Consider the following 16659-nt stretch of genomic DNA (forward strand, 5'->3'; position numbering starts at 1 on the left):
CATCATGAAGCACTGCAAGTCAGCACTGAGCGCGGCGATCCTCACCGGCCTGGCCATGTCGGCCAGCGTGCATGCACAGGACGCGCGGCAACAGGCGACCGAGCTGGACACGGTCGTCGTCACCGGCATCCGCGGTTCGATGGAACGCTCCCTGGACACCAAGCGCGAGGCCGACGCGCGCCTGGAGGTGGTCACCGCCGAGGACGTGGGCAAGCTGCCGGCGCATAACGTGGCCGACACCCTGCAGCGCCTGCCCGGCGTGAACATCAGTTCCTCCTCCGCGGACGAAGGCGGCTTCGACGAAGCCGACCGCGTCAGCCTGCGCGGCACCAGCCCCAGCCTCACCCAGACCCTGATCAACGGGCACAGCGTCGGCTCGGCGGACTGGTTCGTGCTCAGCCAGGGCAACAACGTCGGCCGCAGCGTCAGCTACACCCTGCTGCCGTCCGAGCTGGTCAGCTCGGTCGAGGTGCACAAGTCCTCGCAGGCCAAGCTGCCCGAGGGCGGCACCACCGGCAGCGTCAACATCGTCACCCGCAAGCCGCTGCAGTTCCCCGACACGGTCACCGCCGAGGCTTCACTGGGCGTGGTCAATTCCGAGCAGGCCGACTCCACCGATCCGCAGCTGTCGGCGCTGTTCAACTACCGCAACCCCGAAGGCACCTTCGGCGTGCTGGTCCAGGCCTTCAGCCAGAAGCGCGAGCTGCGCCGCGAAGCGCAGGAGATCCCGGGCGGCTTCTTCCAGATCGGCGAGGACGACCCGGTCGCCGCGACCAATCCCGACCTGGTCGGGGTGTGGGCGCCCGGCCTGCTCGGCTCGACCCTGTTCGAGCAGACCCGCGAGCGCAAGGGCGGCCTGGTCGACATCCAGTTCAAGCCCAGCGACGACCTGACCCTCGGCCTGAGCGGCTTCCGCTCGGACATGGACGCCGACAACTACAACCGCAACTTCATGCTGTGGGGCGGCAGCTTCGCCCGCGCCCAGGCGCCCGATCCCGGCTACGTGGTCCGCGACGGGGTGCTGGCTCAGGCCAGCTATACCGGCGAGCCGGGCCGCGACTACGCGGTCTACGACATGATCTACCGCGAGGCCAGCGCCAAGACCAGCTACGTCACGCTCGACGTGGACTGGCGGGTCAGCGACAACCTCGACGCACGCTTCCCGGCCGGCCCCCCCAGCGGCGAAGGGTCCACCGACCGCCAGTACATCGCCGAGGTGACGCTGGCCAACGGCGGCGGCGCCAGCTGGACCCGCCACGGCGCCAGTTCGCCGCTGGACTGGAGCGTCGGCGGCGACACCAGCCCGGCCGGCGTCACCAGCTTCGGCACCTGGGGCAACCAGCAGGTCACCGCCAAGGACGACGAGGACTGGTTCACCGCCGACTTCAGCCGCTACTTCAGCGACGGCGCGCTGTCCTCCATCGACTTCGGCCTGCGCTACGCCGACCACAGCCGCGAGGCGCTCTCGCCGGAAGGCGCGACCCCGGGCGACATCTGGAGCACGCTGCAGGATGGCGCCACCGCCCCCTACCCGGGTGGCTTCGCCGACGGCGTCGGCGGCAATTTCCCGCGCAACCTGTGGTACTTCACGCCGGGGGCGCTCAGGCAGGCGATCGTCGGCAACTCCACCTGGCTGGCCGGCGACGACGGCCCCACCGGCCGCCACAACTACGGCGCCGAGTGGAAGGTGGACGAGAAGAACCTGGCCGCCTACGTCCAGGCCAACTTCAAGGGCGACGGCTGGAGCGGCAACATCGGCCTGCGCTATGTCGGCGTCGACCAGGACATTCTCAGCTACCAATCGGTTTCGGACCTGGCCAATGCTGACGTCACCAGCCTGTTCGCCCAAGGCCCAGGTCCGGGCTGTGGCTGGGCATGCCCGGTATGGGGAGGCTGGAAGATCATCAACACCAGCAACAGCCACAGCCGCCTCCTGCCCAGCGCCAACCTGCGCTTCACCCTGTCCGAGGACCTGGTGTTCCGCTTCGCCGCCTCGCAGACCCAGACCCTGCCCGACTACTCGGCGCTGGGCGCCTCGTCCTGGGGATCGGACCTCAACAAGACCGGTGGCGGCGGCAATCCCAACCTCAAGCCCGTGGTATCGACCAACTTCGATGCCAACCTCGAGTGGTACTTCATGCCGCGCGGCCTGCTTTCGCTCGGCGCGTACTCGATGAACCTGAAGGACTACGTGGCCTTCGGCACCGAGACGCGGCAGCTGTTCTCCGAGCTCACCAACCAGCTGGAGGACTACCTGGTCTCGGTGCCGATCAACTCCGACGGCAAGGTCACCGGCGTGGAGGTGGCCTACGAGCAGCCGATCGGCGCCAACTTCGGCATCAGCGCCAACTACACCTGGGCCGATGGCAGCACCAGCCACACCTGGGCCGACGGCAGCAACAACCTGGTGGGCACCTCGAAGAACACCTACAACGTCGGCGCCTGGTTCGAGAACGAGGTGTTTGGCGCGCGCGTCGGCTACACCCACCGCTCGGCCTTCCTGATCGGCCTGTCCGGCGCCAACCCGTACTACCAGGACGACTTCGGCACCCTGTCGGCGGCGCTGAGCTACCGGTTCAACGACAACCTGAGCTTCACCCTGGATGCGCTGAACCTCAACGACCCCGACATCAAGTACTACCAGAGCGCCAGCATCCCGACCGCGTTCTACAGCAACGGACGGCAGTACTACTTCAACGTCCGCCTGAAGTACTGAGCGGGAACCCGGAGCGGCGCGCTCGACCCGCGCCGCGTCCTGGTGCAGCATCGGGCCCGGAGCCATCCGGGCCCGCTTCATTCCGGCAAGGCCATGACCACGGAGCGACCATGACCCGAACCCACCCGCCGCGGATCCTGCAACGGCTCGGCGCGATCCTGCTCTCGGCCACGCTGGCCGGTGGCGCCATCGCCTCCGAGCGGCCGCTGCCGCTGGTGCCGATGCCCGCATCGGTCGAGCAGTCGCAGGGAGAGTTCGTGCTCGACGCACGCACGCCGCTGCTGGCCGGCAACGAAGCCGAGCGCAACGTGGCCAGGCAATTCGCCGTGTTCCTGGAAAAAGGCCGCGGGATCGCGCCGAAGGTCGTGGCCAGGAGCCGGCGCGGCGGCATCCGCTTCCACCTGGATCCCGCGCGCGGCGGCGATCCGGAAAGCTATTCGCTCGAGGTCACGCCCGCCGGGGCCACGGTCACCGCCGCCGATACGGCAGGCCTGTTCCATGGTGCGATGACCCTGCTGCAGCTGGCCACGCTGGACGAGGCCGATCCCATCCGGCTGCCGGCGGTGCGCATCGAGGACGCGCCGCGCTTCGCGTGGCGCGGCTTCATGCTCGATCCTGCCCGGCACTTCTGGACGGTGGACCAGGTCAAGCAGGTCATCGACGCGATGGCCCTGCACAAACTCAACACGCTGCACTGGCACCTGACCGACGACCAGGGCTGGCGGGGGGAGATCAAGCGCCATCCGCGCCTGGTGGAGGCCGGCAGCTGCCGCGTGCCGGCCGGGGACGGCGCGATCGATCCGGCCAGCGGCGAGCCGCGCCCGTACTGCGGCCACTACACCCAGGACCAGGTGCGCGAGGTCGTGGCCTACGCCGCGCAGCGCCACATCACCGTGGTGCCGGAGTTCGACGTTCCCGGCCACGCCACCGCGGCGATCGCCGCGTATCCGGAACTGGGCAGCATCGATACGCCGCTGCAGCCGACCAGCGAATGGGGCGTGTTCCCCAACCTGTTCAACAACGAGGAGGCCACCCTCGCCTTCCTCGAGGACGTGATCGCCGAGCTGGTGCCGCTGTTCCCGGGCCGCTACTTCCATATCGGCGGCGACGAGGCGGTCAAGGACCAGTGGCAGGCCTCGCCGCGGGTGCAGGCACGCATGCGCGAGCTGGGCGTGGCCGACGAGACCGCGATGCAGGCGCATATCGTCCATCGCCTCGCCGGCTTCCTGGAGCGGCATGGCAAGCGGGCGATCGGTTGGGACGAGATCCTCGACGGCGAACTGCCGGCCGACGCGGTGGTGATGTCCTGGCGCGGCACCGAGGGCGGGCTCAAGGCGGCGCGCATGGGCCATGACGTGGTGATGGCGCCGGTGTCGGCGCTGTACCTGGACTACCTGCAGACCAGCTCCCCGCACGAGCCGCCGGGCCGCCCGGCCACCATCACCCTGCAGCAGGTCTACGGCTTCGAGCCGGTGCCCGAGGGCCTCGAGCCGGAGCGGCAGCACCACATCCTCGGCGTGCAGGCCAACCTGTGGACCGAGCACACGCGCAGCTTCGAGCGCCTGCAGCACCACATGTTCCCACGCCTGGCCGCGCTGGCGGAAGTCGCCTGGTCGCCGCAAGGCAAGCGCGACCTCGAATCCTTCCTGCAGCGCCTGCCGGTGCAGCTGCAGCGCTACCGGCGCTGGAACATCGGCTACGCGACCACGCCATTCCAGGTCGACGTGGAACTGCAGGAGGAAGGCGACGAGGCCATCCGCGTGGCGCTTTCCAATCCGCTGGACTACGAGGTGCGCTACACCACCGACGGCAGCGCGCCGGCCGCGGACTCGCCGCGCTACGAGGCCCCGCTCGAACTGCCGCTGCCGGCGACGCTGCAGGCGGCGGCGTTCTTCGACGGCCACCCGCTGGCCCCGGCCCGCAGCTGGAGCTGGGATGCCGAGTCGCTGCTGGTTCGCAGCGACGAGCAGCTGGACGCCTGCCGCGGCCGCGATGCGCTGCGGCTGCGCCTGGAGGACGACGGCCCGGCCGACGGCGAACGCGCGATCTTCGACACCGACATCTTCTATCCCTGCTGGCAGTGGACCGCCGCGCGCATGGATGGCGTGGCCGCGCTGAAGGTGCGCGCCGGCCGCATCCCGTACTACTTCCAGCTCGCGCACGACGAGCCGCACCGCCGCTTTGAACCGGCGCGTTCGGCCCATGGCGAGCTGGACATCCGTGCCGGCGGCTGCGATGGCCGGCGCATCGCCAGCGTGCCGCTGCCGGCGGCTCCGGGTGCGGACGGCTTCGTCGAACTGGAAGCGCCGCTGGTGCGCGCCATCAGGGGGCGCCAGGACCTGTGCCTGCGCTTCACCGGCGATACCCGCCCGCAGATGTGGGTGATCGACCAGGTGACGCTCGAGAAGCGCTGATCCGGTGATCCCGGCGCCGGCCGCCAGCCGCGGCGGGCGGTCAGCCGCCGCGACGCAGCAGCAGGTCGCGCAGGCCGGTGGCGGCGCTGGCCATGCCCAGCAGCACGCCCGCGGTATTGGCCAACGCATCGGCCGGATCGGCCATGCGCGTCCGCGTCAGCGCGCCCTGCGCGATTTCCAGGCCGACGCCCATCAGCACCAGGCCGATGCCGGCGATCCACAGGGCGCGGCCGGGACGGAACCCCTGCACCGCCGCGGCCGCCAGCACGGCGTAGGCGAGCAGGTGCTCGACCTTGTCGCCGTGCTTCGGGATATCCATCGGCGGCGGCGGGGTCAGGCTGGCCACGCAGACCACGGCCAGCGCCAGCAGCCACAGGCCCAGCCACAGGTGCGGCCGCCGCAGCGGCTTGAGCAGCGGTCCGCTCACAGCCGCCACGTCATGTCACCGAGCAGGAAGGCCGCACCCAGGTCGATGTCGCGGGTGAAGGCCATGGCCTGGAAGCGCTCGCCCATCTGCTCGGGCAGGGTCAGGCGCTTGAGCTCCTGGCGCAGGCGCAGCGCGCCGGCCTCGTCGGTACGCGCCTCGGCCTGGGCCAGCAGTTGGTCGATGCCGTTGCCCAGCAGGAAGCTGGCCTGGCTGCAGTAGCCGGCCAGGTCCAGGCCGGCGCCCGTGCCGGCCTCGGCCAGCGCGGTGAAGTCCACCGAGGCAGTGAGGTCCTGCAGGCCCGGCCAGCGCAGCACGTCGTCATGCATGCGCTGGCGGTAGAACGCGCGCAGGGTGCCGTCGCTGCGTTGCGGCTGGTAGTACTCGCGCCGCGCGTAGCCGTAGTCGAAGAACAGCATGCCGCCGCTGCGCAGGCCGCCGCCGACCGCCTGCAGCCAGTACGGCAGCTGCGGCAGCAGCTCGGAGCGGTAGCCGTCGGCGAACGGCTGCTCCAGGTAGTTCTCGATGTGGCGCACGGCCGCCTGCAGCAGCGCGTCGGCCGGACGGTCCACGCGCACGAAGCCGTCGTTGCCGTCCAGCGCCACGTACTCCTCGAACACCTGGCCATCGCGCAGGACGAACCGCGGCGTCGGCAGGGCGTCGATCACCTCGTTGGCGAACAGCATGCCGTCCCACTCGTCCTGGAACGGGCGGTCCAGCCACTCGACCAGCTCGAACACGGTCGGGACCAGGGTGCGCTGGAGATGCTCGCGCTGGCGTTCGCGCAGGTCGGCGGACGGCTCGAGGATGGCGTAGCGGTCCGGCAGCGCGTCCAGTTCGAGCATGCGCTTGAGCGCGACCTCGGCGAAGGCGCCGCTGCCTCCGCCCACTTCCAGCACCCGCGCATGTCCGCCGAGCTGGCGCAGGCCCTCGGCCAGCACGCCGGACACGGTGGCGGCGAACAGCCGCCCGGATTCGGGCGCGGTCACGAAATCGCCGGCCGGGCCGAACTTGGTCGCGCCGGCGCTGTAGTAGCCCAGGCCGGGCGCGTACAGGCACAGTTCCATGAACCGCGACATCGGGATCGCGCCGCCGGAATGGCGGATCTCCTCGCGGATGTGGCCGGCCAGGACCTGGCTGTGGTGGAGGGCGCCTGGCGCGGGTTCCGGCAGATCGGTATGGGGGTGCATCGCAGTGGTACGGCGTGGAGAATGGCCAGCATAGCCGAGCCGACAGCAACGATGCCCCATCCCCGCCCCGTGGTCCTGGTCACCGGCGCCGCGCGCCGCATCGGCGCGGCGATCGCGCAGCGCCTGCACGCCCAGGGCCACGACCTGGCCCTGCACTGCCATGGCTCGCTGGCGCGGATGGAGGAACTGGCCGCCTCGCTGGAGGCGATCCGCCCGGACAGCGTGCTGGTGCTGCAGGCCGACCTGCAGGCGGTGGATGCGCCGGCGCTGCTGGTGCAGCGCTGCATCGCCCGCTATGGCCGGATCGACGGCCTGGTCAACAACGCCTCCAACTTCTTCGCCACGCCGCTGGGCCAGGCCAACGCCACGCAGTGGGACGCGCTGTTCGCGGTCAACGCGCGCGCGCCGTTCTTCCTTGCCCAGGCCGCGGCACCGCACCTGCGCCAGGCCGGCGGCGCCATCGTCAACCTCGCCGACCTGTACGCGGGCACGCCGCTGCGCGGGCACCCGCTGTACTCGGCGGCCAAGGCGGCGCTGGTCTCGCTGACCCGTGGCCTGGCCCAGGCGCTGGCGCCGGAGGTACGGGTCAACGCGGTGGCCCCGGGCGCGATCCTGTGGCCGGAACAGGTGCAGGACGCGGCCGCGCGCGAGGCGATCCTGCGCGACACCGCGCTCGGGCGTGCCGGTGCTCCGGAAGACATCGCCGCGGCCGTGGCCTGGCTGCTGTCGGGCGAGGCCGCCTACGTCACCGGCCAGGTGCTGCACGTCGACGGCGGCCGCACGCGCTGAAGCGCGTCAGAGCGCCACCACCTCGAAAGCCTCGTCGTGCTGCGGGTGGTCCCGCCACAGTTCGGCCAGGGTGCGGCCGCTGAGCGGATCGACGAAGTCCGGCGCGATATCGGCCAGCGGCTTGAGCACGAAGGCGTGCTTCAGTTCGGGGCGCGGGATGCGCACCTTGCCGCCCTCGCGCAGCACCAGGTCGCCGTGGAAGACCACGTCCACGTCCAGGGTGCGGTCGGCCAGGCGAGGACCGGTGCGGACGCGGCCATGGCGGTCCTCCAGCGCGTGCAGCCAGGCTTCCAGCTCCGCCAGCGCCAGCGTGGTGCGCAGGCTGGCGGCGTTGTTCAGGAAGGGCGGGCCATCGAAGCCCACCGCCGGCGTGCGGTAGGCCGGCGAGACCACGACCTCGCCGAAGCGGGCCCGCAGTTCTCGCAGTGCGGCGCGCAGGTGGCGCTCCGGCTCCAGGTTGCTGCCCAGGCTGAGCAGCACGGTGGTGGCCGCGCGGGCCGGCGCGGATGCGTTCGTGTCCATTGCTTCGCTTACTGCTGGGCGGACTGGTCGCCGGGATCCTTCAGTGCCGGTACCCGGCGTGGCGGCAGCGGCGGCAGCGACGCTGGATCCTCGCTGGCGGGCGCGGCCGGCTCCCACGGGAAGCGCGGCAGCGTGCGCACGGCGTTCTCCAGCTTGCGCGACCAGGTGTCGTGGATCTCCGCGTAGAGCGGGGTATCGGCCTCCAGGCGCATCTGCTGGCTGATCCGCAGGTCGCCGGCCCGGATCAGGGCCAGGTCCAACGGCAGGCCCACCGACAGGTTGGAACGGATGGTCGAATCCAGCGAGAGCACCGCGCAGCGCGCGGCGTCCTCCAGCGCGGTCTCCGGGCGCACGATGCGGTCCAGGATCGGCTTGCCGTACTTGGATTCGCCGATCTGCAGATACGGGGTTTCCGGCGAGGCGGCGATGCAGTTGCCCAGCGGATAGACCAGGTACAGGCCCGGACGCTCGCCGGCGATCTGGCCGCCGAGGATCAGGGTGGCCTGGGTGTTGATCCCGCCATGCGGATCGTCGCTGCTGGCCTGGACCTGGCTGGAAACCAGCACCTCGCCCACGTACTCGGCCACCTCGAACAGATGGCGGAAGCTGCGCAGGCTGCGCGGCGCGGCCGGGTCCTCGGCGTCGCGGCGCAGGCGCGAGATGGCCAGCTGGGTGGTCGCGAGGTTGCCCGCGCTCATCACCACGAAGGCGCGGTCGCCGGGGTATTCGAACACGTGCAGCTTGCGGTGCACGCGCACGTCGTCCAGCGAGGCGTTGGTGCGGGTGTCAGCCGCGAACACCAGGCCCTCGTCCACTTCGATGCCGACGCAGTAGGTCATGTTTGCCTGCAGTTTCCGGTGCGATGGATTCTACACCCAGGCACGCGCCGGCCCTGCGTGCGACGATGGCGGCTCAGCCGGCGAAGTAGCCCTCGGCGATGGCCTCGTGCAGGCGCCCGAGGTAGACCTGGGCCTCGTCCATGAAGGGCGATGGATCGCCGGCGGCCAGCAGCGCGGGGTCGGCCTGGCGTACCAGTCCGGTCACCCTGAGCAGCGCGCGCTCCACCGGCGGCCGCGGCGGCATCGCCGGCAGGATCCGCTGCAGTCGGCTCAGGCAGAACTGCACGCTGCGCGGGAATTCGGTGTCGTGCAGCAGGAAGCGCAGCGCATGCGCCGCCGACACCCGCTGGCGCACGTGGCGACGGTACATCTGGTAGGCGGCCAGCGCGCGCAGCACCGCCATCCACTGCATGTTCTGGTAGGGCTCGCGGTCGTCGCCATGGCGCGGCTGCACCAGGCCCGAAGCGCCCGCATCGATGATGCGGGTGGTCATGTCGGCCTGCTCGATCGCCGTGCCCAGGCGCAGGAACTGGAAGCCGATGTCGCGGCTGACGTTGGCCTGCAGCAGGCCGGAGACCTTGAGGCAGCCGTCGGTGATGCGGCCGATGAAGTCCAGCCGGTAACGCCGGGGCATCACCCGCGGGCCGTCGGCGTCCAGGTACAGGTGCAGGTCGTTGACCGCCTCCCACACCTCCTGCGGCAGGGCGTCGCGGATGCTGCGCAGGATCTCCCGGGCCTGCGCCACCGAGCTGCGCAGCGACGACGGGTTGCGCGCATCCAGCAGCAGGAAGTCCAGCACATGGGCCTCGTCCGGCTCCGGGTGCACGCCCAGGAACAGCTCCTCGGCGCCTACGTTGGCGATCATCGGCCGCCAGGTGAAACGCACCGTGCGCGGCAGGTCCAGCTGCAGCAGGCTGCCCACGCCGACCAGGCGCGCGGTGTTCTCGGCGCGGCGCAGGTAGCGGCTGAACCAGTACAGCTGGCTGGCGACGCGCGCGAGCATCAGGCCATCTCCTCCAGGTCGACCACCCAGGTGTCCTTCGCGCCGCCGCCCTGCGAGGAGTTCACCACCAGCGAGCCCTCGGTCATCGCCACCCGGGTCAGGCCGCCGGTGGTCACGTAGGTGTCCCCGCGCGAGAGGATGAAGGGGCGCAGGTCGATGTGCCGCGGCGCCGGCGCCTCGCCGTCGACGATCGGCGAGGTCGACAGCGAGAGCGTCGGCTGCGCCATGTAGTTGCGGGGGTCCGCCTCGATCAGGGCGCGGAACTTCTCCCGCTCCTTCCGGCTCGAGCGGGGGCCGATGAGCATGCCGTAGCCGCCGGACTCGTTGGCCGGCTTGACCACCAGTTCCTCCAGGTGTCCGAGCACGTACCTGCGGTCGTCCGGCTCGTGGCACAGGTAGCTGGGCACGTTGGGCAGGATCGGTTCCTGGTCCAGGTAGTAGCGGATCATCTTCGGCACGTAGGCGAACACGACCTTGTCGTCGGCCACGCCCGCGCCGGGCGCGTTGGCCAGCGCGACCTTGCCCGCGCGCCAGCTGCGGATCAGCCCGGGCACGCCCAGCATCGAGTCGGGATGGAACACCTCCGGGTCGATGAACAGGTCGTCCACGCGGCGGTAGACCACGTCCACCCGGCGGGGACCGTAGACCGTGCGCATGTAGGTGCAGTCGTCGTCGGCGACGAACAGGTCGCCGCCCTCGACCAGCTCGATGCCCATGGCCTGGGCCAGGTAGGCGTGCTCGAAGTAGGCGCTGTTGAACACCCCCGGCGTCAGCAGCGCGATCACCGGGCTATCTCCCGGGCGCGGCGAAAGCGCGGCCAGGGTGTCGTAGAGCTGGGCCGGGTAGTCGTCCACCGGCAGGATCGCGCTGGTCTCGAACAGCTCCGGGAACACGCGCTTGGCGACCATCCGGTTCTCGAGCATGTAGGACACGCCCGAGGGGATGCGCAGGTTGTCCTCGAGTGCGTAGAGGGTGCCGTCGGCGTCGCGCACCAGGTCCGAGCCGCAGATATGCGCCCACACGTCCAGCGGTGGGCGCACGCCCACGCACTGCGGACGGAAGTTGACCGAATGCGCCAGCAGCTCGGCCGGGAACACGCCGTCGCGGACGACCCGCTGCGCGCCGTAGATGTCGCCGATGAACAGGTTGAGCGCCTGCATGCGCTGGCGCAGGCCGGCCTCGGTGCGCTGCCACTCGCGCCGATCGAGGATGCGCGGGATCAGGTCGAACGGCAGGGTGCGGTCGACGTTGCGACCGTCGCTGTAGACCGTGAAGGTGATGCCCATGACCCGGGCGGCGACGTCGGCGGCCGTCTGGCGTTCGGCCAGTTCCTGGCCGGAAAGCCCGGACAGGTATTCCACCAGCGGGCGTGCGGCGGGCCGTGGCCGGCCATCCGGGCCGATCAGCTCGTCATACGAAGGCGTCTGGTACTTCGTCCAGTCCATCGCACCCCGCCGGCCTGTGCCGGCGCCACGGCGCCGGCTTGTGCACTGCAACATGCACGGCCCGGTCGGGAGCCGTCAAGTGCCGGCACGCGGTGCCCGCAGGGTCATGCGGTTCCGCCGGATGCCAGCCGCTCCGGGCCCGGCGGCCGGAGCGGCAACCGGCGCACGGAGCTCCGGCATGGCTGACCGCCGCTTCCCGGTGCCTGCCGCGCGGCTGCAAGCGGTTGAAAGCCAAACGGGCGCTGCCACGGTGCGCGCAGGTGGCGCGGTGGCCTACGCACGAGCTGCTGGCATCCCGGTGGCGGCCACGCCAGGGCACAGCCGGGTCGGCCGCAGGCCGCCCCGTACGCGATCTACGCCAGCGCCAGCGTCCCGGTCCGCGTGGACGGCAACGGTCGGCGGAGAAGCGTCGATGAAGCCCGGTGCGGCGGAACGCCAGACTAGTCCCTGGCGGTTGCTTCCTCCACCCGCTGCGGCACCGCCACCAGCGCACGGAAGTCCGCGCCGCCCGGCTGCTGGAACACGCGCAGGCCGAATTCCGGCAGGATCGCCAGCAGGTGGTCGAAGATGTCCGACTGGATGCCTTCGTACACCGCCCAGCGGGTGTCGTTGGTGAAGCAGTAGATCTCCAGCGGGATGCCGTCGGCGCCCGGCTGCAGCTGGCGCACCAGCAGGGTCATGTCCTGGTGCACGTTCGGATGCCGGCGCAGGTAGCGCTCGACATAGGCGCGGAAGGTGCCGAGGTTGGTGATGCGGCGCGCGTTGAAGGGCAGCTGGCCGTCCTCGCCCAGGCCGGCGTTCCACTCGGCCAGCTCGCGTTCCTTCTGTGCCAGGTACTCGCGCAGCAGCACGAAGCGCCCAAGGCGCTGGCGTTCCTCCGGCTCGAGGAAGCGCACGCTGGACTGGTCCAGGTACAGCGCGCGCTTGATCCGGCGCCCGCCCGCCTCCTGCATGCCACGCCAGTTCTTGAACGACTCGCTGATCAGCTTCTTGGTCGGGATCGTGGTGACGGTCTTGTCCCAGTTCTGCACCGTGACCGTGTGCAGGGCGATGTCGATCACGTCGCCGTCGGCGTTCTGGCTGGGCATCTCGATCCAGTCGCCGATGCGCACGCGGCCGTCGCCGCTGATCTGCACGCTGGCCACCAGCGACAGCAGGGTGTCCTGGAACACCAGCATCAGCACCGCGGTGGCCGCGCCCAGGCCGGTCAGCAGGTGCAGCAGCTTCACGCCGGCGAGGGTGGCGACGATCGACAGGCCGGCCAGGGCGAAGATCACGATCTTGGCCACCTGCAGGTAGCCCTTGATCGGCTTGTTGCGCGCGTCGGGACGGCGCTCGTACAGCTCGTTGACCGCATCCAGCGCGTGCGACACGGCCAGCGCGAGGGTCAGCACCACCCAGGCCTGGCAGGCACCGTGGACGAAGGCCACCAGCGCCGGCGGCAAGCCGGGGATCCAGCCGATGCCGGAGGAGATCACCATCGCCGGCACGACGTTGGCCAGGCGCGGGATCACGCGCATGTCGGCGATGCCTTGCTTTCCGGCCTGGCTGGCGAGCATCGCCAGCAGCCGTCGCAGGCCGCGCAGCAGGATCCGCTTGGTGACGAAGTTGGCGATGGCCGCGGCGAGGACCAGCAGCACAAGCAGCAGCGCGGGCCAGGCCCAGGGCCACGGTGCCAGCAGTTCCCTCAGGCCATGCAGGCCGATGACGCTGGTCCAGTCACCAGCTTTCGATACTCCAAGATCCACTTACGACTCCTTCGACGGCGCACTGCGCTCGATGATCACGCCCACCGCCTGCGCACCGCGCACCGCCCCGGGCTTGCTGAGCTTGAGGCGCACCCACTGCACGCCGAACTCCTCGATGACCAGCGCCGCGCAACGCTCGGCCAGGGTCTCGACCAGGCCGAAGCCGGACTGCTGCACGTATTCGGCCAGGCGCTTGCTCACCGCCTTGTAGTCGAGGGTGTCGGCGATGTCGTCGCTGGCCGCGGGCACGCGGTTGTCGAACGCCATCTCCAGGTCGAAGCGCAGGGTCTGGCGGATCCGCCGTTCCCAGTCGTAGATGCCGATCAGCGCCTCGATTTCCAGGCCCTCGATGAATACCTTGTCCATTGGATGCTGCGACAATACGGGCTCAGGATTCTAGCCCAAGGGCGACGGCACCGAATGAAACTGGCCTATTTCCTCAAGGATGCGACCGCTTCCGGCGGCATGGAGCGCGTGCTCTCCAACAAGTGCGCCTGGTGGTGCGCGCAGGGACACGAGGTGCATGTGGTGTCGCTGGTCGATCCGCAGGGACGCGAGCCGTTCTTCCCGTTTCCCGCGCAGGTGCGCCACCACAACCTCGGCCTGCAGCGGATCTACCGCAAGGGCCTGGCGAACAAGCTGCGCAAGGGACGCAACGTCGAAGCGTTCGTCGCCGCCGCCGACCGCTGGCTCACGCAGTTCCAGCCGGACATCGCGATCTCGATGTTCGACGAGTACTCGCGCCACCTGCCGCGTACCCGCCATGCGTGCCGCAAGGTCGGCGAGCTGCATTTCGCCAAGCACAAGAGCGCGCAGCACATGTACCGGCTGGAGCGGACCGCCGCCGGACGCGCCCTGTGCCGGCTCTACAAGCACGCCGACTACCGCCTGATCGGCGGCTACGACGCCTTCGTGACCCTGACCGCGCAGGATGCCGAGGCCTGGGGCCGGTTCCCCAACATCACCTCCATCCCCAACGCCGCCAGCTTCGCCTGCCCCACGCGCGCACCGCTGGATTCGAAGCAGGTCATCGCGCTTGGCCGCAATACCCGGCAGAAGCGCTTCGACCGCCTGCTGGAAGCGTGGTCGCGGGTGGCGCCACGCCATCCGGATGCGACCCTGCGCATCGTCGGCCCGGGCGGCAAGGACGACCTGCGCCGGCTCGCGCACAGGCTGGGGATCGAGTCGCAGGTCACCCTGGACGACGCCGTGCGCGACGTGCCCGGCGCGCTGATGCAGGCAAGCGTGCTGGCGTTGTCCTCGCAGTACGAGGGATTCGCGATGGTACTGCTGGAGGCGATGAGCTGCGGCCTGCCGGTGGTGGCCAGCGACTGCCGCAGCGGCCCGGCGGAAATCGTCACCCACGGCGAGGACGGCTTCCTGGTCGCGCCGGGCGACATCGAAGGCATGGCCGCGGCGCTGGACCGGCTGCTGTCGGATCGGTCGCTGCGCGACGCGATGGGCGCCGCCGCCCACCGCAACGTCGCGCGTTTCTCCGGGCAGGCGGTGATGGCCCGCTGGCAGGCGCTGTTCGAAGGGCTGTTACGCGCCTGAGGCGGCCAGCGCCGGCAGGGCGGCCATGTCCCAGCGCGGGGTGACGCGCACCGAAGTGTCCTCGTGCTGGCCGGCCTCCAGGCGCAGCGCACCGGCGAAGGCGATCATCGCGCCGTTGTCGGTGCACAGCGACGGACGCGGGAAGCAGGCGCGTCCGCCGCGCTGCGCGCACATCTCCTGCAGCTTCGCGCGCAGGCGCCTGTTGGCGCCGACGCCGCCGGCGATCACCAGGGTGTCGCTGCCGGCCGCATCCAGCGCGCGCCCGCACTTGATCGCCAGGGTGTCCACCACCGCGTCCTCGAAGCCGCGGGCGATGTCGGCGCGGGTCTGTTCGGACTGGTCGGACTGCTGCCAGGCCAGCAGGACCTGGGTCTTCAGCCCGCTGAAGGAGAAATCCAGGCCCGGACGGTCGGTCATCGGCCGTGCGAAGCGGAATGCGCCCGGGGTGCCGCGTTCGGCCAGCGCGGCCAGCTGCGGGCCCCCGGGATACGGCAGGCCCATCAGCTTGGCGGTCTTGTCGAAGGCTTCGCCCGCGGCATCGTCGAGGGTCTCGCCCAGCAGGCGGTATTGGCCGATGGCCTCGACTGCAACCAGCTGGGTATGGCCGCCGGAGACCAGCAGGGCCACGAACGGTGGCTGCGGCGGGTTGTCCTCCATCAGCGGGGCCAGCAGGTGGCCCTCCATGTGATGCACCGCAACAGCCGGCACGTCCAGCGCCCAGGCCAGGGCGCGCGCGGTCCCCGCGCCGACCAGCAGGGCACCGACCAGGCCGGGGCCGGCGGTATAGGCCACGCCGTCCAGGTCGCCCGGTGCCAGGCCGGCCTCGGCCAGGGTCTGGCGCACCAGCGGCAGCAGCTTGCGCACGTGGTCGCGGCTGGCCAGCTCCGGGACCACGCCGCCGTACTCGGCGTGCAGGGCGATCTGGCTGTAGACCGCATGGGCGAGCAGGCCTGCGCCGGGGGCGGTGTCGTACACGGCCACGCCGGTTTCGTCGCAGGAGGTTTCGATGCCAAGGACACGCATTGGGGTATTCCGGGGGAAGGGGGAAAGCGGCCGCGGCGCCCGCGGCCCACCGGCGGGCTTGCACCTCGCCCGGGGAGGTGGCTATCATACGCGGCTCACCGGGCGAGCCCCGGTATTTTGTGTCCCGGAGATTCCATGCCCAGCGTCAAAGTCCGCGAGAACGAGCCCTTCGAGTTTGCGCTGCGTCGCTTCAAGCGCACCTGCGAGAAGGCCGGTGTCCTGGCCGAAACCCGCAAGCGCGAGTACTACGAGAAGCCGACCCAGGAGCGCAAGCGCAAGGCTGCTGCCGCGGTGAAGCGCCAGCTGCGTCGCATGTCGCGCGACGTCACCAAGCGCCAGCGCCTGTACTGAGCCAGCGCTGACGCCTTGCGTCCGTTCGCGGGCGCATGGTGTACAGGGCACCGAAGCCGGCACGCCCAGGCGTGGCCGGCTTTTTGCGTTCGCCCCGGGAAGCCCCTGCGCCCGGCGCAGGGGTTCCGGCATCCGATTAGCGACCCTGGAAAGTATGCGATGAGCCTCAAGCAGCGACTGACCGAAGACATGAAGGCCGCCATGAAGGGCGGCGACAAGGAAGCCCTTGGCGTGATCCGGCTGATCAATGCCGCGATCAAGCAGAAGGAAGTGGACGAGCGCGTCGAACTGGACGAGGCCGCGGTGCTGGCCGTGCTGGACAAGATGGTCAAGCAGCGCCGCGACTCGGTCTCCCAGTACGAGGCCGCCGGCCGCGAGGACCTGGCCGCCGTCGAGCGCGCCGAGATCGCGGTGATCGAACGCTACCTGCCGGCCAAGCTGGACGAGGCCGCGATCCTGGCGGCGATCGATGCCGCCATCGCCCAGACCGGCGCGGCCGGACCGGCCGACATGGGCAAGCTGATGGGCGTGCTCAAGCCGCAGCTGGCCGGCCAGGCCGACATGGGCCAGGTCTCGGCCCTGGTGAAGCGCCGGCTCGCCGGCTGATCTTCCTCCCCCCGGCCGGTGCCCCCGCACTGGCC

The 16659-nt window shown here is 70.6% G+C and carries 15 protein-coding genes; 6 read left to right on the forward strand and 9 right to left on the reverse strand.

What is annotated here, in order from left to right; all coding sequences use genetic code 11:
• Window positions 1–4: 4 nt before the first annotated feature.
• Window positions 5–2716 carry a TonB-dependent receptor gene (locus CSC68_RS14105; protein WP_162204245.1) on the forward strand — a complete coding sequence of 904 codons (2712 nt, stop codon included), beginning with the start codon at window positions 5–7 and terminating at the stop codon, window positions 2714–2716.
• 110 nt (window positions 2717–2826) lie between these two features.
• Window positions 2827–5130 (forward strand): family 20 glycosylhydrolase, encoded by a 2304-nt coding sequence (locus CSC68_RS14110; RefSeq protein WP_162204246.1) that lies wholly within the window; start codon window positions 2827–2829, stop codon window positions 5128–5130.
• A 40-nt stretch (window positions 5131–5170) separates the two neighbouring features.
• Here CSC68_RS14110 and CSC68_RS14115 read toward each other — a convergent pair whose 3' ends face one another.
• Both CSC68_RS14115 and CSC68_RS14120 read right to left on the reverse strand, forming a co-directional pair.
• A complete protein-coding gene (locus tag CSC68_RS14115) occupies window positions 5171–5557 on the reverse strand; it encodes a VanZ family protein (protein ID WP_162204247.1) in 387 nt (128 codons plus the stop codon).
• Entirely contained in the window at window positions 5554–6744 is a 1191-nt protein-coding gene (locus CSC68_RS14120) for a class I SAM-dependent methyltransferase (RefSeq protein ID WP_162204248.1), read from the reverse strand. Before CSC68_RS14120 ends, CSC68_RS14115 begins: the two co-directional genes overlap by 4 nt.
• Window positions 6745–6795: 51 nt before the next feature.
• Between CSC68_RS14120 and CSC68_RS14125 the strand changes: the two genes are divergently transcribed.
• Window positions 6796–7533, forward strand: a complete 738-nt coding sequence (locus CSC68_RS14125; protein WP_162204249.1) for a pteridine reductase — start codon at window positions 6796–6798, stop codon at window positions 7531–7533.
• A 6-nt stretch (window positions 7534–7539) separates the two neighbouring features.
• On the opposite strand, the gene folK is transcribed toward CSC68_RS14125, so the two are convergent.
• The 6 genes from folK to folB all read right to left on the reverse strand — a co-directional run bounded on the left by folK (window position 7540) and on the right by folB (window position 13456).
• Window positions 7540–8055, reverse strand: a complete 516-nt coding sequence (gene folK, locus CSC68_RS14130; protein ID WP_162204250.1) for a 2-amino-4-hydroxy-6-hydroxymethyldihydropteridine diphosphokinase — start codon at window positions 8053–8055, stop codon at window positions 7540–7542.
• 8 nt (window positions 8056–8063) lie between these two features.
• Window positions 8064–8894 (reverse strand): proteasome-type protease, encoded by an 831-nt coding sequence (locus CSC68_RS14135; protein ID WP_162204251.1) that lies wholly within the window; start codon window positions 8892–8894, stop codon window positions 8064–8066.
• Between the two features lie 73 nt (window positions 8895–8967).
• Window positions 8968–9897: an alpha-E domain-containing protein gene (locus CSC68_RS14140; protein ID WP_162204252.1), complete on the reverse strand. Its 930-nt coding sequence runs from the start codon at window positions 9895–9897 to the stop codon at window positions 8968–8970.
• Window positions 9897–11342 (reverse strand): circularly permuted type 2 ATP-grasp protein, encoded by a 1446-nt coding sequence (locus CSC68_RS14145; RefSeq protein ID WP_162204253.1) that lies wholly within the window; start codon window positions 11340–11342, stop codon window positions 9897–9899. The genes CSC68_RS14140 and CSC68_RS14145 overlap by 1 nt, the downstream gene beginning before the upstream one ends.
• Before the next feature lie 440 nt (window positions 11343–11782).
• Window positions 11783–13090: a mechanosensitive ion channel family protein gene (locus CSC68_RS14150; protein WP_246193596.1), complete on the reverse strand. Its 1308-nt coding sequence runs from the start codon at window positions 13088–13090 to the stop codon at window positions 11783–11785.
• Window positions 13091–13456 (reverse strand): dihydroneopterin aldolase, encoded by a 366-nt coding sequence (gene folB / locus CSC68_RS14155; protein WP_162204254.1) that lies wholly within the window; start codon window positions 13454–13456, stop codon window positions 13091–13093.
• Window positions 13457–13510: 54 nt separating this feature from the next.
• Here folB and CSC68_RS14160 point away from each other — a divergent pair, with 54 nt between their 5' ends.
• Window positions 13511–14644, forward strand: a complete 1134-nt coding sequence (locus tag CSC68_RS14160; RefSeq protein ID WP_162204255.1) for a glycosyltransferase family 4 protein — start codon at window positions 13511–13513, stop codon at window positions 14642–14644.
• On the opposite strand, the gene tsaD is transcribed toward CSC68_RS14160, so the two are convergent.
• Window positions 14633–15667, reverse strand: coding sequence for a tRNA (adenosine(37)-N6)-threonylcarbamoyltransferase complex transferase subunit TsaD (tsaD, locus tag CSC68_RS14165; protein ID WP_162204256.1), 1035 nt, complete (start codon window positions 15665–15667; stop codon window positions 14633–14635). The genes CSC68_RS14160 and tsaD overlap by 12 nt on opposite strands.
• 135 nt (window positions 15668–15802) lie before the next feature.
• On the opposite strand from tsaD, the gene rpsU reads away from it, so the two are divergent.
• Together rpsU and CSC68_RS14175 are read left to right on the forward strand one after the other, a co-directional pair.
• The gene (gene rpsU / locus CSC68_RS14170; RefSeq protein WP_013533886.1) at window positions 15803–16018 is read left to right on the forward strand and encodes a 30S ribosomal protein S21; all 216 of its coding nucleotides are present in this window, start codon (window positions 15803–15805) and stop codon (window positions 16016–16018) included.
• Between the two features lie 159 nt (window positions 16019–16177).
• Complete coding sequence (locus CSC68_RS14175; protein ID WP_162204257.1) at window positions 16178–16624, forward strand: GatB/YqeY domain-containing protein; 447 nt, start codon at window positions 16178–16180, stop codon at window positions 16622–16624.
• Window positions 16625–16659 lie beyond the last annotated feature (35 nt).

It is taken from the genome of Pseudoxanthomonas suwonensis, assembly GCF_010093235.1.
Lineage (GTDB): Bacteria > Pseudomonadota > Gammaproteobacteria > Xanthomonadales > Xanthomonadaceae > Pseudoxanthomonas > Pseudoxanthomonas suwonensis.

Excerpts from the sequence above, each read along its gene's own strand:
- CSC68_RS14105 (WP_162204245.1), top strand. The coding sequence starts at position 5 with ATGAAGCACTGCAAGTCAGCACTGAGCGCGGCGATCCTCACCGGCCTG.
- CSC68_RS14110 (WP_162204246.1), top strand. The coding sequence starts at position 2,827 with ATGACCCGAACCCACCCGCCGCGGATCCTGCAACGGCTCGGCGCGATC.
- CSC68_RS14120 (WP_162204248.1), bottom strand. The coding sequence starts at position 6,744 with ATGCACCCCCATACCGATCTGCCGGAACCCGCGCCAGGCGCCCTCCAC.
- CSC68_RS14125 (WP_162204249.1), top strand. The coding sequence starts at position 6,796 with ATGCCCCATCCCCGCCCCGTGGTCCTGGTCACCGGCGCCGCGCGCCGC.
- folK (WP_162204250.1), bottom strand. The coding sequence starts at position 8,055 with ATGGACACGAACGCATCCGCGCCGGCCCGCGCGGCCACCACCGTGCTG.
- CSC68_RS14135 (WP_162204251.1), bottom strand. The coding sequence starts at position 8,894 with ATGACCTACTGCGTCGGCATCGAAGTGGACGAGGGCCTGGTGTTCGCG.
- CSC68_RS14140 (WP_162204252.1), bottom strand. The coding sequence starts at position 9,897 with ATGCTCGCGCGCGTCGCCAGCCAGCTGTACTGGTTCAGCCGCTACCTG.
- CSC68_RS14145 (WP_162204253.1), bottom strand. The coding sequence starts at position 11,342 with ATGGACTGGACGAAGTACCAGACGCCTTCGTATGACGAGCTGATCGGC.
- folB (WP_162204254.1), bottom strand. The coding sequence starts at position 13,456 with ATGGACAAGGTATTCATCGAGGGCCTGGAAATCGAGGCGCTGATCGGC.
- CSC68_RS14160 (WP_162204255.1), top strand. The coding sequence starts at position 13,511 with ATGAAACTGGCCTATTTCCTCAAGGATGCGACCGCTTCCGGCGGCATG.
- tsaD (WP_162204256.1), bottom strand. The coding sequence starts at position 15,667 with ATGCGTGTCCTTGGCATCGAAACCTCCTGCGACGAAACCGGCGTGGCC.
- rpsU (WP_013533886.1), top strand. The coding sequence starts at position 15,803 with ATGCCCAGCGTCAAAGTCCGCGAGAACGAGCCCTTCGAGTTTGCGCTG.
- CSC68_RS14175 (WP_162204257.1), top strand. The coding sequence starts at position 16,178 with ATGAGCCTCAAGCAGCGACTGACCGAAGACATGAAGGCCGCCATGAAG.